Origin of the sequence: Nonomuraea sp. NPDC050680, from assembly GCF_040654555.1 — a bacterium.
Taxonomy (GTDB): domain Bacteria; phylum Actinomycetota; class Actinomycetes; order Streptosporangiales; family Streptosporangiaceae; genus Nonomuraea.
Genome location: NZ_JBFAIF010000002.1, coordinates 71,222 through 84,952, shown reverse-complemented (window position 1 = coordinate 84,952; position 13,731 = coordinate 71,222). Strand labels below are relative to the sequence as shown.

The 13,731-nt window shown below is 69.3% G+C and carries 11 protein-coding genes; 7 read left to right on the top strand and 4 right to left on the bottom strand.

Annotation, left to right across the window (positions count from 1 at the left end; translation table 11 throughout):
* Positions 1-45 precede the first annotated feature (45 nt).
* Positions 46-1,098, top strand: a complete 1,053-nt coding sequence (locus AB0H88_RS06950; RefSeq protein ID WP_357642191.1) for an amidohydrolase family protein — start codon at positions 46-48, stop codon at positions 1,096-1,098.
* On the opposite strand, the gene AB0H88_RS06945 is transcribed toward AB0H88_RS06950, so the two are convergent.
* Complete coding sequence (locus tag AB0H88_RS06945) at positions 1,095-1,514, bottom strand: MarR family transcriptional regulator (RefSeq protein WP_357642189.1); 420 nt, start codon at positions 1,512-1,514, stop codon at positions 1,095-1,097. The genes AB0H88_RS06950 and AB0H88_RS06945 overlap by 4 nt on opposite strands.
* A gap of 70 nt (positions 1,515-1,584) precedes the next feature.
* Here AB0H88_RS06945 and AB0H88_RS06940 point away from each other — a divergent pair, with 70 nt between their 5' ends.
* The 3 genes from AB0H88_RS06940 (at position 1,585) to AB0H88_RS06930 (ending at position 5,092) form a co-directional block, all read left to right on the top strand.
* On the top strand, positions 1,585-3,318 hold the full coding sequence (locus tag AB0H88_RS06940) for an ABC transporter ATP-binding protein (protein ID WP_357642188.1): 1,734 nt from the start codon (positions 1,585-1,587) through the stop codon (positions 3,316-3,318).
* Between the two features lie 97 nt (positions 3,319-3,415).
* Positions 3,416-4,672, top strand: a complete 1,257-nt coding sequence (locus AB0H88_RS06935) for an MFS transporter (RefSeq protein ID WP_357642186.1) — start codon at positions 3,416-3,418, stop codon at positions 4,670-4,672.
* 96 nt (positions 4,673-4,768) lie between these two features.
* On the top strand, positions 4,769-5,092 hold the full coding sequence (locus AB0H88_RS06930) for a DUF5709 domain-containing protein (protein WP_357642184.1): 324 nt from the start codon (positions 4,769-4,771) through the stop codon (positions 5,090-5,092).
* Between the two features lie 115 nt (positions 5,093-5,207).
* Here the strand turns inward: AB0H88_RS06930 and AB0H88_RS06925 are convergent, their stop codons facing one another.
* A complete protein-coding gene (locus AB0H88_RS06925) occupies positions 5,208-5,861 on the bottom strand; it encodes an HAD family hydrolase (protein ID WP_357642183.1) in 654 nt (217 codons plus the stop codon).
* Positions 5,862-6,159: 298 nt separating this feature from the next.
* Between AB0H88_RS06925 and AB0H88_RS06920 the strand changes: the two genes are divergently transcribed.
* Complete coding sequence (locus tag AB0H88_RS06920) at positions 6,160-6,792, top strand: Uma2 family endonuclease (protein WP_357642181.1); 633 nt, start codon at positions 6,160-6,162, stop codon at positions 6,790-6,792.
* 84 nt (positions 6,793-6,876) lie between these two features.
* Positions 6,877-7,425 carry a Uma2 family endonuclease gene (locus AB0H88_RS06915; protein WP_357642179.1) on the top strand — a complete coding sequence of 183 codons (549 nt, stop codon included), beginning with the start codon at positions 6,877-6,879 and terminating at the stop codon, positions 7,423-7,425.
* Positions 7,426-7,441: 16 nt separating this feature from the next.
* On the opposite strand, the gene hrpA is transcribed toward AB0H88_RS06915, so the two are convergent.
* Entirely contained in the window at positions 7,442-11,311 is a 3,870-nt protein-coding gene (gene hrpA, locus AB0H88_RS06910) for an ATP-dependent RNA helicase HrpA (RefSeq protein ID WP_357642177.1), read from the bottom strand.
* A 399-nt stretch (positions 11,312-11,710) separates the two neighbouring features.
* Entirely contained in the window at positions 11,711-12,424 is a 714-nt protein-coding gene (gene ppgK / locus AB0H88_RS06905) for a polyphosphate--glucose phosphotransferase (RefSeq protein WP_357642175.1), read from the bottom strand.
* 121 nt (positions 12,425-12,545) lie between these two features.
* On the opposite strand from ppgK, the gene AB0H88_RS06900 reads away from it, so the two are divergent.
* Positions 12,546-13,673, top strand: coding sequence for a TIGR03118 family protein (locus AB0H88_RS06900; protein ID WP_357642172.1), 1,128 nt, complete (start codon positions 12,546-12,548; stop codon positions 13,671-13,673).
* The last annotated feature ends 58 nt before the right edge of the window (positions 13,674-13,731 follow it).

The window sequence follows — 13,731 nt, the reverse complement described above, 5'->3', positions numbered from 1 at the left end:
GAACCCGGCGGGTAAATCCAGCAGGTCATCCGACGGGAGGTCCTCTTGCCGTCCGCGAAGCGTGCCACATCCGGCCGAGCGCCGAAGCTCGGCAGGCGCACGCCCGCGCCCATCGTCCTCCACTCCGCCCCGCTGGTGCTGCCGATCGGCGCCGACCCGCTGCGCGGCGCCGCGGTCGCGGTCCGGGGCGAACGGGTCCTCCAGGTGGGGCTCCGGGAGGAGCTGCTCGCCTACTTTCCCGTCACCCGGGAGCGACGCTGGCCGGGCATGATCGTGGCGGGGCTGGTGGACGCCTGCGCCACGGCGGCCGTGCCGCCGCCCGGGGTGACCTCGCGGGCCGGCGTCGCCGCCGACCCGGCCGAGCCGGCCAAGCTGCCCGGCGTCTCCTATGTCGAGGTGTCGTACGAGTCCGAACAGGTCTGGGAGGAGACCGGGCGCGACGCGGTCATCACCGCCATCCGCGAGGTCGATCGGCCGCGTACGGTGGGCATCGCCGCGTACACGCCCGACCCCCAGGTGCTGGAGGACGTGGCGGTGCTGGCCAGGACGTTCGGCCTGCGGCTGCTGGCCGACCTGGACCGCCACTCGCCCGCGACACTCGACGAGGCGGGCATCCTCGGGCCGCACTGCCACGTGGCCTGCGGCCGGCCGCTGGATCCCGGTGAGCGCAAGCTGCTGCGGCTGCGCAAGAGCGTGATCGCGCTGTGCCCGTCGCCGCCCGACGACCTGCCGGCGCTCCTGGACGAGGGCAATCGCGTCGCCTTCGGCACCCGCGCCGCCGCCTCGGCCGGCCCGGTGGCCGATCTGCTCACCCTGGCCAGGTCCATCAGGCAGTACGCCAAGGGGCGCGGGCAGCGGTCCCCGGGCCTGGACCGCAGGCTGGTCGAGGCCGCCACGCTGGGCGGGGCGCGGGCGCTCGGCATGTCGAGCGGGGCGGGCCGGATCGGCTCGCTCGGACCGGGCAGCCGGGCCGACTTCGCGGTGTTCGACGCCCGCGGCCGTTACCCGTACGCCGCTCTGCTGAGCGGGGCGCCCTGCCTCGCCACAGTCGTCGGCGGCACGATCCTCGACGAGAAAGGGCCACCCTATGGCGCCTAGCGCGGCTGGCCGTCGACCACCCCGAGCAGCTCCTTGAGCTGGTCGCGCTGGTCCTCGGACAGGACCGCGAACAGGTCCTGACCCGCCTGCCTGCGCGCCTCCCGCGACCGCTCGTGCATCTCGCGGCCCGCGGGCGTGATCACGACCAGCGTGGAGCGCCGGTTGGCCGGATCGACCTCCCTGCGTACCAGGCCCGTCTGCTCCAGGGTGTCGACGACGGGTGTGACCGAGCGCGGCACGATCCTGAGCTCGTCGGCGAGCTGCACCATCCTGAGCGGCCGGTCGGCGTCGGCGAGCGCGCGCAGCGCCCGCGCCTGCCCCGGGTTCACGCCGAGGGGCGCGAGGCGATGCGCGTAACCGTGCCGCAGACGGCGGCCGACCCGGTGCAGGAGCTCCGACAGCTCCACGTCCTCCATGCCGGATAGCTTAGCCGGAATAAGTATGAGTTAGCCTCTGTTTGAGGGAGCATCTGATTAGGAGGCCTACTTGGCCGAGGAACCACGCGCGCCCTTGCGGCGCATCATCAAACTCTTCCGCGCCTACCGGGGCCGGCTGGCCGTGGTCGGCGCCCTCATCCTGCTGTCGTCACTGGTCTCGCTGGCCTCGCCGTTCCTGCTGCGCGAGGTGCTGGACGTGGCGATCCCCTCCCGCGACGCCATGCTGCTCGCGCTGCTGGCCCTGGGCATGATCCTGGTCGCGGTGATCACCAGCGTGTTCGACGTACTGCAGACGCTGGTGTCCACCACGGTCGGCCAGCGGGTCATGCACGACCTGCGCACCGCCGTCTACGGCCACCTGCAGCGCATGTCGCTGGCCTTCTTCACCCGCACCAAGACCGGCGAGGTCCAGTCGCGCATCGCCAACGACATCGGCGGCATGCAGTCGGTGGTCACCTCCACCGCCACCTCGCTCATCTCGAACCTCACCACCGTGATCGCCACCATCGTGGCCATGCTGGCGCTCGACTGGCGGCTGACGGTGATCTCGCTCCTGCTGCTGCCGGTGTTCGTCGGGATCAGCCGCAAGGTCGGCCAGGAGCGCCGCCGCATCACCACCGAGCGGCAGCGGAAGCTGGCCGTGATCTCGTCGATGGTGCAGGAGTCACTGTCGATCAGCGGCATCCTGCTCGGCCGTACGATGGGCCGCTCGCCCGCGCTCACCGAACGCTTCGCCGACGCCTCCGACGAGCTGGCCGAGCTGGGCGTGCGGTCCAGCATGGCGGGGCGCTGGCGACAGTCGTCGATCCAGATCGTCATGGCCGCGATGCCCGCGCTGGTCTACTGGGCGGTCGGCTACACCGGTGTGATCTCCGTCGGCACGCTGGTGGCGTTCACGACGTTGCAGGTCAGCCTGTTCAGGCCGGCGGTGTCGCTGCTGCGGCTCGGCGTCGAGGTGCAGAGCTCGCTCGCGCTGTTCGGCCGCATCTTCGAGTACCTGGACCTGTCGGTCGACATCCACCCGGGCACGCGTACGCTGAGCGACGTCCGCGGCGAGGTCCGCTACGAGCGGGTCGGCTTCTCCTACGACGAGGAGCCCACGCTCACCGACGTGGACATCACCGTGCCCCCGGGCACCAGCCTGGCCGTCGTCGGCGAGACCGGCTCGGGCAAGACGACGCTCAGCTACCTGCTGCCCCGGCTCTACGACGTGAGCGGCGGCCGGGTGACGATCGACGGGGTGGACGTCCGCGATCTCACCTTCGAGACGCTGGCCGAGACGGTCGGCGTGGTCTCCCAGGAGACGTACCTGTTCCACGCCACGATCGCCGAGAACCTGCGCTTCGCCCGGCCGTCGGCCACGGACGAGGAGCTGGCGCAGGCGGCCAGGGCGGCGCGCATCCACGACCACATCGCCTCGCTGCCCGACGGCTACGAGACGCTGGTGGGCGAGCGCGGCTACCGGTTCTCCGGGGGCGAGAAGCAGCGGCTGGCCATCGCCCGCACCTTGCTGCGCAACCCGCCGGTGCTCGTGCTCGACGAGGCGACCAGTGCCCTCGACACGCAGACGGAGCGGGCCGTACAGGAGGCGCTGGACACGCTCGCCGAGGGCCGTACCACGATCATGATCGCGCATCGCCTCTCCACGGTCCGTGACGCGGACCAGATCGTCGTCCTGGACCACGGCCGGGTCGTCGAGCGCGGCACGCACGAGGCGCTGATGTCGCTGGAGGGCCACTACGCGGCCCTGGTGGACCGGGACCGCCCGCTCGAACCGGTCTGACCTGCGCGTGAGCCGCCTCACATTTCGGTCAGGCCGGAATCCGCTTCTCGGAGCAGCGTGTTAGAAACCTGTCGCCCTTCAAAGAGAAAGACAAGTTTTGCCCACGCGTTCCCCCACGATGTTCCGTGCCCTCCGCCACCACAACTACCGGCTGTGGGCCGGTGCGGATCTGGTCTCCATCACCGGCACCTGGATGCAGGTGCTCGGCGTCAACTGGCTCATCCTCTCCCTCACCGGCTCGGCCACCAGTGTCGGGCTCAGCCTGGTCATGCAGGCGCTGCCCACGCTGCTGCTCGGCATGTGGGGCGGCGCGCTCGCCGACCGGTTGCCCACCCGTCCCGTCGTGATCGCCGCCCAGATCGCCCAGGCCGGGCTCGCCGCCGTGCTCGCGGCGCTCGCGCTGAGCGGCAGCGCCTCCGTCTGGCCGCTGTACGCGGTGGCGCTGGCCGGCGGGGTGGTCTCGGCGCTGCACGGGCCCGCGCTCGGCCGCTTCGGCGCGGAGGTCGTCCCGCCGCAGGACCTGCAGAACGCGATGGCGCTCGGCTCGATCGTCAACTCCGCGGGTCGCATCCTGGGCATGAGCCTGGCCGGGGTGCTGCTGCCGTTCACCGGAAACGGCGGCCTGTTCCTGGTCAACACCGCCACCTTCTTCGTGGTGATCGGCGCCGTCCTGGCCATGCGCCGCGCGGAGTTCCATCCATTGGCCGCCGCCGAGCGCCGGCCGGGCGCCGTCGCCGAGGGCCTGCGGTACGTCCTGCGCACCCCCTGGCTGCTGGTCGTCCTCGCGCTCTCGTTCGTGCTGGGCAGTCTCGGGCGCAACTACCAGGTCACAATGGCCGCCATGAGCGCCGGCCCGCTGGCCGCCGGTGGCGGCGGCTACGGCCTGCTGTCCACGGTCTTCGCGATCGGCACCGTGATCGGCGGCGTGCTCGCCGCCGCCCGGCCCCGGCTGACGCTGCGGCTGCTGCTGGTCACCGCGTTCCTCACGGGCCTGGCCCAGGCGCTGAGCGGGCTGATGCCGGGGCTGGCGACGTTCGCCGGAGCCATGCTGCCCATCGCGGCCGGCGCTGTGATCATCGACACCACGGTCGCGGCCCGGGTACAGATCGACAGCCCCGACGAGATGCGCGGGCGGGTCATCGCGGCGCTGGGCATGGTCGGGGCCGGCGCGGGCGCGCTGGGCGGTCCGGTGCTGGGCTGGCTGAGCGACTCGCTCGGGCCCCGGGCGGCTCTGGAGATCGGCGGCGTGTCGTGCGTGGCGGTCACGCTGCTCACGGCCATCGGACTGGCCAGGCTCTCGGGCCGGACGATCAGGCAGGCGGCCTTCCGGCGTCCGTCGCTGGAGAACGCCTGACGGCGCACCGCGATTCGCCCAGGCGCACAAAGATCAGCCGGTAACGGTATTACCAGCGGCAGGGTTCGGGGCGTGGCGCTGGGTAGGAGAGCGCGTATGACCGAACAACCTCCGGACAGGTACGGCTTGAGTGACGAGCAGAAGATCGAGGTCGACGAGTGGACCGACGACCTCGGCCTCAGTCACGACATAGAAGAGGACGACCCCGCGCACGAGGACACGCTCGACGAGCGACTGCGGCGCGAGGCACCCGACCGGGAGCGCGCCCCCCGCCCCTCGCACCGGCTCACCCAACCCGACGAGGGGCTGGCCCCCGACACGGAGAGCGAGGAGTGGGGCGAGGATTGGGGGCAGGACGACGGCGACCTCTCCGCCGAGGAGCGCGCGGTCCGCGTCGACCCCGATGACGAACTGAGGTGAGCCGCTCCAGCGCGGGCGGCGGAGCGCGGTGACGAGCTCAGGCGAGTGGCTCCCGCGCGGCCGGCCTGGCGGGATGACGAACCCAGGAACGCCGCTTCAGCGCGAGGTGACGAGCTCAGGCGAGCCGCTCCAGCGCGGGCAGCAGGGCGGGCAGATCGTCGACGATCATGTCGGCGGCCCGCGCCTGCGGCCGTTCGGCGTGCAGATATCCCCAGGGGCCCCGGCGCAGCAGCGCCGTGCGCATGCCCGCCCGAGAAGCGGGGAGCACGTCGTTGTCCAGCCGGTCGCCCACATAGAGGATCTCGGTGGGCTCCCGTCCGGCGATGGCCGCCACCTTGGCGAAGAACTCGGGGGCGGGCTTGGACGCTCCCCAGCCCTCAGAGGTGTGCACCGAGTCGACAGGTAGGTCCATGGCGACCAGCGCGTCATAGGCCCTGGCCGGCTGGTTGCCCGCGACGATCACCTGGTATCCCACCTCACGCAGGGCCTTGAAGGCCTCGCGGACATCGGGATAGAGATCGTCGGCGTCGAAGTGGTTGCGCAGGCTGTGGGGTTCGTCCCGCTCCCAGGCCGCCATCTCGGCCTCGATGTCGAGGCCGGGCCGTACGAGCTCGAACGCCTCGCTGTGGGAGCGGTCGAGCGCGGCCATTCCGCCGAGCGCGCCCATCAGCACAAAACTGCTCACGCCGAGCCGGTCGGCCCAGCGGGACCAGATGCGGGTCTCGTCGATGAGCGTCTCACCGACGTCGAACACCACTGCCTTGATCATCAAGCCTCCTGGATAGTCCCCCCAACTGTACGGATTCCTCATCGATCTTCAGTAAGGGGACATCTCATCCGTGGAACGGGTGACGCCAAGGACCGGAAGCTCGAAGAGCACCGCGCGCCGAACGACGGCGCCTCGATGACTACCGAGCAGGGCGTCCGGGTCGACGACACCGAACAACGCTTCTTCGACAGGGATGTCTCGGGACCGGCGGCTTGAGCTTCCTGGGTTTTGGAGTGTGTCCGACTCGGGCACGTGGAATACTTAGCGTGCCCGTTCGAATACGAAGGGACAGATTCACATGGTCGCCATGACGATTGGCCCCGAGAGCACCGAGCTGGAGCAGGCGAGCGAGTGCGACACCGCCACCCCCAGCGAGAGCCGTCTGCCCGGGACCGCTCGTGAGTTGTTCGATGCACTCCCCCCTCTGCCCGGTCTCCGGCAAGAGGTCATCGAAGGGAACTTGATCGTGAGCCCTATGGGCAGCCCTGAGCATGGCTGGATTGCCATGGACCTGTGTGATGCCCTTCTGCCCCTCAGGAAGGAGCGCGGCTGGCGTGCCGCCGTGAGCACCGTGAGCATCTGCATCGAGGGCTCACGCGACTCAGTGGCACCTGACTATGTGCTGTCGCCACCGGATTGCCGCCGCTGGGGCGAATACGAGCTGCTGTCCTCTCATCTCTTCCTGGTGGCCGAAGTGGTCTCATCGAGCAGCGTCCATCGCGATCACCACGAGAAGCGGGAGATCTACGCGCAGGGCGGGGTGCCGGTCTACTTGTTGATCGATCCGATCGCCGAAGAGCCGGCTGCCACCGTGTTCAGCGACATCAAGGACGGCTCCTACAGCACGACGACCAGAGTGGTCATGGGAACCCCCCTCTACCTGCCCAAGCCGATCGACTTCGAGCTCGACACCTCCATCTTCAAAGCGTGAGCCGCTCCAGACGAAGGGACGAACTCAATGGTGACCGCCTCTCGCGGGCCACACGCGAAATGTCGCTGGACCAGTGATCAGCGCATGCCCGTGACCGCGCGGGAGATGTTCGATGCTCTGCCACCCCTCTCCGGCTTCCGGGCCGAGGTCATCGAAGGAAACCTGATCGTGAGTCCAGTCGGCACCCCCGAGCACGCCGACCACGCCGTGGCTCTCCTCGTGGCGCTCCTGCCCGTCATAAACCAACATGGCTGGCGGGGACGACTCGGCAGCGTGGATGTGTGCATCGAGGGGCCGCTAGATCCGGTCGAGCCTGACTTCGTCCTCGCCCCAGCCGATTGCCCTCGCTGGGGCGATCGGGAACTGCTGTCCTCAGGCCTGATCATGGTCGCCGAGGTCGTCTCCACCAACAGCGCCCGAAGAGACCGGGAAGACAAGCCCCCGCTCTACGCGGCCGGCGGCGTGCCGATCTACCTGCTGATCGACACGATCGCCGAACCACCATCCGTTACCGTCTACAGCGGCATCGACGACGGTGTCTACCGCACGACGGCCACCGTGCCCGTCGGGACCCCGCTCCGGCTGCCCGCCCCGATCGACTTCGAGCTCGACACCTCCATCTTCAAGGCGTGAGCCGCTCCATCCAGCTTCACGGCGTGAGTTTCTCCATCGCCTTGGCGATGCGCTTCTCCGACACCGGCGTGGGCGTGCCCAGCGTCTGGGCGAAGAAGCTGACCCTGAGCTCCTCGATCATCCAGCGGATCTCCAGCACGTCCGGATCCGAGCGCCGTGCCGGGTGGAGCCGGGCCAGCAGGTCCTCGTAGGCGTCCTCCACCTTGTGCACCCGGTCCATCCACTCCTCGTCCCGCCACGGCTCCTCGGGGAGCTTGGTCAGGCGGCGTTCGATGGCTCGGATATAGCGGAGTATGTCGGGTAGGCGGCGATAGCCCGTCGCGGTGATGAAGCCCGCGAAGACGAGCTTGCCCAGTTGGTCGCGGACGTCCGAGGTGGAGGCACTCTGGCGCAGGGCGTCCAGGCGGGTGCCGATCGTGTGCCACACGGTCAAGATCTGCTCGGTGCGCCCCAGCACGTCGGCCGAGGTCTCGTACACGTGCGCGCGTACGTGCTGATAGAGGCGGTCGAACGAGACCGGGTCCCAGGCGGGGCCACCCAGGTCGAGCATGAGCTTGTCGATCGCCGCGTTGACCACGTCGTCGAAGAGCGCCACGGCGCCCCCGTGCGGGCTGCGGGACAGGGCCAGCTTGGCCTGGTTGGACAGGCCGCCCAGCAGCGACTTGGCCGGGTTGGTGACGTTGAGCAGGAGCAGGCGGCGGGTGCCGGGCCAGTGGGAGCGGCGCTGCTCGGCCTCCGTCTCGAAGATCTTGATCGACACGGAGTCGCCGTCGTCCACCAGCGCCGGGTAGCCCTTCATACGGCCCTGTTCGAAGATCTTGGGCAGGGTGCCGAAGCTCCAGGTGTGCAGGCCCGACTGCTCCAGGTCGTCGGCGGCGGCCGAGAGCGTCTTGCGCAGGCGCGGCGCCAGACGCCGTTTGAGGGCGTCGAGGTCCTTGTCCTCGGCGACCGTGCGCTTGCGTTCGTCGATCACCCGGTAGGTGATGCGCAGGTGGTCGGGGACCTGGTCGAGCTGCCAGGCGTCGTGCGGCACGCGGACGCCGGTCAGCCGCAGCAGCTCCCGCTCCACGGCCTCCAGCAGGGGTTCGCCGCCCTGGCGTACGCCTTCGAGCACCTGCTTGGCGTAGTTGGGGGCGGGTACGAAGTTGCGGCGCAGGTGCTTGGGCAGCGACCTGATCAGGGCGGTGATCAGCTCGTCGCGCAGGCCGGGGATCTGCCAGTCGAACCCGTCGGAGCTGACCTGGTTGAGCACCTGCAGCGGTACGTGCACCGTGACGCCGTCGGCGTCGGCGCCGGGCTCGAACTGGTAGGTCAGCTTCATCCGCTGGCCGAGCTGCCGCCAGGCATCGGGGTAGTCGTGGGCGCTGACGTCGGCGCCCTGGTTGACCAGCATCTCGGGCGAGTAGGTCAGCAGGTCGGGCTCGGTGGTCCTGACCTTCTTCCACCAGGAGTCGAAGTGCCGCGCGGACACGACGTCGGCGGGAACGCGCTGGTCGTAGAAGTCGAACAGGGCCTCGTCGTCGACCATGATGTCGCGCCGGCGGGCCCGGTTCTCGAGCTCCTCGACCTCTTCGAGCAGCCTCCGGTTGTCCTGGAGGAAGCGATGGTGGCTGTCCCAGTCGCCTTCGACGAGCGCGTGCCTGATGAACAGCTCGCGTGACAGGTCGGGGTCGATGCGGCCGTAGTTGACCTTCCGCCCGGTCACCAGCGGCACCCCGTAGAGGGTGACCTTCTCCAGCGCGATCACCGCGCCCTGGTTCTTCTCCCAGTGCGGCTCGGAGTAGGTGCGTTTGACCAGGTGCTGGGCGAGCGGCTCGACCCAGTCGGGCTCGATTTTGGCGTTGACCCTGGCCCACAGCCGGGAGGTCTCGACGAGTTCGGCCGACATCACCCACTGCGGCTGCTTCTTGGCCAGCGCGGAGCCGGGGAAGATGGCGAAACGGGCGTTGCGGGCGCCGATGTACTCCTGGATCGGGCGGCGCCCGTCGGGGGCCCGCTTCTCCATGACGTCCTTGACGCCGATGTGCGACAGGAGGCCCACCAGCAGCGCGGCGTGCACCTGCTGCGGGTCGGCCTGCTGGCTGCCCGGCTGGGCGCCGAGGGACTGGCGGATCTGGCTGTAGATGTCCTGCCACTCGCGTACGCGCAGGTAGTTGAGGAACTCCGACTTGCACAGGCGGCGGAAGGCGCTGGAGGACAGCTCCCGCTGTTTGTCCCGCAGGTGGTTCCACAGGTTGAGGTAGGACAGGAAGTCGGACTCCGGGTCGGCGAAGCGGCGGTGCTTCTCGTCGGCCTGCTGCTGCTTGTCGACGGGCCGCTCGCGCGGGTCCTGGATCGACAGCGCGGCGGCGATGACCATGACCTCGCGCAGGCAGCCGTTCTTCTCGGCCTCCAGGACCATCCGGCCCAGGCGCGGGTCGACGGGCAGCCCGGCCAGCTTGCGCCCGACGCCGGTGATGCCGCCCTGGCCGTCGAAGGCGCCCAGCTCGTGCAGCAGGCTCACGCCGTCGCGTACCTGGCGGCGATCCGGCGGCTCGACGAACGGGAACGCCTCGATGTCGCCCAGCCCGATCGAGGTCATCTGCAGGATGACCGAGGCGAGGTTGGTGCGCAGGATCTCCGGGTCGGTGAACTCCGGCCGCTTGAGGAAGTCCTCCTCCTCGTAGAGCCGGATGCAGACGCCGTCGGAGGTACGGCCCGAGCGGCCCTTGCGCTGGTTGGCGCTGGCCTGTGAGATGGCCTCGATCGGCAGGCGCTGCACCTTGGTGCGATGACTGTAGCGGGAGATGCGCGCGTAACCCGGGTCGACGACGTACTTGATGCCCGGGACGGTCAGCGACGTCTCGGCCACGTTGGTGGCCAGCACGATGCGGCGGCCCGTGTGGCGCTGGAACACGCGGTGCTGCTCGGCGGCGCTGAGCCGGGCGTAGAGCGGCAGCACCTCGGTGTTGCGGAAGTCGGCCTTGTCGAGCGCGTCGGCGGCGTCGCGGATCTCCCGCTCGCCCGACAGGAACACCAGGATGTCGCCGGGACCCTCGGTGACCAGCTCGCGGCAGGCGTCGACGATGCCCTGCGTCTGGTCGTCGTCCTCGTCGAGCGGCCGGTAACGCACCTCGACGGGGTAGGTGCGGCCCGAGACCTCGACGATCGGGGCGTCGTCGAAGTGGCGGGAGAAGCGCTCCGGGTCGATCGTGGCGCTGGTGATGATCAGCTTGAGGTCGGGGCGCTTGGGCAGGAGCTGCTTGAGGTAGCCCAGGATGAAGTCGATGTTGAGGCTGCGCTCGTGCGCCTCGTCGATGATCAGCGTGTCGTACTGCTCCAGCAGCCGGTCGTTCTGCAGCTCGGCCAGCAGGATGCCGTCGGTCATCAGCTTGACCAGGGTGCGGTCGCTCGCCTGGTCGGTGAAGCGCACCTTGTAGCCGACCGCCTGGCCCAGCTCGGTGCCCAGCTCTTCGGCGATGCGCTCGGCCACCGTGCGGGCGGCGATGCGGCGCGGCTGGGTGTGGCCGACCAGGCCCCTGACACCGCGGCCCAGCTCCAGGCAGATCTTGGGGATCTGGGTGGTCTTACCGGATCCGGTCTCCCCGGCGATGATCACGACCTGGTGGTCGCGGATGGCCGCGAGGATGTCGTCCTTGCGCTGAGATACGGGGAGATTTTCCGGATAGCTCACTACTGGTACGGCTTCGCGGCGCCGGGCGAGGCGTCGCTCGGCGCGTTCCACGTCGGCGAGGATCTCCGCGGTGATCTTGTCTCGGGCTTCGCGGGAGCGTACCCGGCGCACGCCGTCGAGCCTGCGCCGCAGTCGCCGCTGGTCGCGCGGCATCAACTCGGGCAGGCGGGACTGGAGCTCGGTGAGTGGAGAGGACAACGCAGAGGTTCCCATACTGCTATCAGGATATTTGAGCTCCGCGTCCCCGGAGCCAACCCACCATGCTGCCCGACGGCGCCGGTGTCCGCATCCGAATATCCGCTCGACCGTGATCGCCCAGGTCGGGCCCGCTGTCCCCCGAATATCTGGTCGACCGTGATCGCCCAAGACGGGCCCACTCTCCCCAGAGTTGTCGTCTTGGACGACCACGGTCACTAATGAGACTCCCGAAAAGCCCATCAGGTTGCGCTCCGGACCAACCTTTCTTGATCACCCAGGTCGGAGCGTCGCGAAGAAGACGGGCTCACCGTCTCGTAGCGGCGGCCGGCCCGCTCCACCGGAGGAGCGTCTCCCTGGACAGACGCCGGCCACGGGCGGCGGGTGGGGCTCACCGTGCCGTGCCGTAAAAACCAGTCATTTGACGGCGAGAGCCGCTCCTATGATGCCCGCGTCGTTGCGCAGGCGAGCGGGGACGACGGCGGTGTCCACGTGCACGTACGGCAGGAACTTGTCCGCCTTCTTGCTCACCCCGCCGCCGATGAGGAACAGCGACGGCGAGAAGAGCATCTCCACGTGCCGCAGGTACTCCTCCACCCGCCCCGCCCACTTCTCCCACCCGAGGTCGTGCTCCTCGCGGGCGTGATCGGAGGCGCGGCTCTCGGCGTCCTTGCCGTGGATCTGCAGGTGCCCCAGCTCGGTGTTGGGTACCAGGACGCCGTCGACGAACACCGCGCTGCCGATGCCCGTCCCGAACGTCAGCATGATGACGGTCCCCATCCGGTCCCGGCCCTCGCCGAACCTCATCTCCGCGACGCCGGCCGCGTCGGCGTCGTTGAGGACGGTCGCGCCGTCGAAGAGCTTCTTCGCGTCGACGCCGATCCAGGAGTGGTCGACGTTGGCGGCCGTCATGATCACGCCGTCCACGACCACGCCGGGGAACGTGACGCCGACCGGCCCCGTCCAGTCGAAGTGCTTGACGATCTCCACCACGACCTCGGCCACCCCGCGCGGCTTGGCCGGCTGCGGCGTGGGGATGCGCAGGCGCTCCTCCGTCAGCCGCCCCGACGCGGTGTCCACGGGGGCGCCCTTGATCCCGGATCCGCCGATGTCAATGCCCAAAACTTCCATGTACCTCAACTCCCCAGGAAAACGCCCGATTGACGTTCAAGGCCAATATTTCTGACCGTTACTGAACCGCACTTGCGTCCCCCACGTATCTCCGGCCACAAGCGCTAACAAGGAGGCACGGATGCGGCTCCGCATCATCACACTCTGCGCTGGTGCGGTCGTCTTGAGCACGACCCTCACCGCCCCCGCACAGGCAGCGACGAATACCAAGTTCGACGTCGTGAACCTCATTTCCGACATCAAGGGGAAGGCAGCAGTCACCGATCCTAAACTGGTCAACCCTTGGGGACTGGCCATGGGCAAGACCCTGTGGGTCTCCGCGACGGGCACCGGCACCGCGACCGTCTACTCCGGAGCAGGCAGGAAGGAGGCGACCGAGGTGGCCATTCCCGGTGGCGCTCCGACCGGCCAGGTGTTCAACTCTGGCGAGGGCTTCACCGTCAAGGGCAAGCCCGCCACGTTCATCTTCGCCAGCCCGAGTGGCGCGATCACCGGCTGGAATGCCGAGGTGGACCCGAAGAACGCGATCATCGCGGCCTTCACCCGGGGCGCCGACTACAAGGGCCTCGCGATGGTGAACACCGACGACGGCGACTTCCTGCTGGCCGCCGACTTCGCCAACGGGCGCCTCGCCGCGTGGAACTCGGAGTTTGAGAAGATCAACCTGTCCCGCAGGGCGTTCAGGGACCCGTCGGTTCCCTCCAATTACCACCCGTACAACGTGACGTTCAGCGGCGGCAGCGTATGGGTCGCCTATGCCCTGCGTGACTCGGAGACCGGGAAGTCCATCGCGGGCGCCGGCAAGGGTTTCGTCAGCCGCTTCAACGTGAACGGTCGCCTGGTCGGGCGCATCGCGCGTACCGGGCTCAACGCCCCCTGGGCCGTGACCGCCGCGCCGAAGCAGTTCGGCGCGTTCGCCGGATCAGTCCTGGTCGGCAACTTCGGCGACGGGACGATCCACGCCTACCGCGGCAACCGCCACCTGGGCGCGCTGCGCGATGGCAACGGCAGGACGGTCTCGCTGCCGGGCCTGTGGGACCTCGAGCCGGGCACCGCCGCCACGGGCGGGGAGAACGCCCTGTGGTTCTCGGCGGGCATCGACAAGGCCCAGCACGGCCTGGTGGGCGTGCTCCGGCCCGCGGGCACCGGATCACGGGTGAGCACGCCTTCGTCGAGCCCCACGCCGACGAACCATTCGTCGCACAAGCCGACGACGACGTCCAGTCAGTCTCCGTACGGGAGTTACTGACCGGACCCGCTGAACGTTTCCGGCACGGCAGGCGCGAGCCGTGCCGGAAACAAGCACT

Excerpts from the sequence above, each read along its gene's own strand:
- ppgK (WP_357642175.1), bottom strand. The coding sequence starts at position 12,424 with ATGGAAGTTTTGGGCATTGACATCGGCGGATCCGGGATCAAGGGCGCC.
- AB0H88_RS06900 (WP_357642172.1), top strand. The coding sequence starts at position 12,546 with ATGCGGCTCCGCATCATCACACTCTGCGCTGGTGCGGTCGTCTTGAGC.
- AB0H88_RS06920 (WP_357642181.1), top strand. The coding sequence starts at position 6,160 with ATGGTCGCCATGACGATTGGCCCCGAGAGCACCGAGCTGGAGCAGGCG.
- AB0H88_RS06930 (WP_357642184.1), top strand. The coding sequence starts at position 4,769 with ATGACCGAACAACCTCCGGACAGGTACGGCTTGAGTGACGAGCAGAAG.
- hrpA (WP_357642177.1), bottom strand. The coding sequence starts at position 11,311 with ATGGGAACCTCTGCGTTGTCCTCTCCACTCACCGAGCTCCAGTCCCGC.
- AB0H88_RS06925 (WP_357642183.1), bottom strand. The coding sequence starts at position 5,861 with ATGATCAAGGCAGTGGTGTTCGACGTCGGTGAGACGCTCATCGACGAG.
- AB0H88_RS06945 (WP_357642189.1), bottom strand. The coding sequence starts at position 1,514 with ATGGAGGACGTGGAGCTGTCGGAGCTCCTGCACCGGGTCGGCCGCCGT.
- AB0H88_RS06915 (WP_357642179.1), top strand. The coding sequence starts at position 6,877 with ATGCCCGTGACCGCGCGGGAGATGTTCGATGCTCTGCCACCCCTCTCC.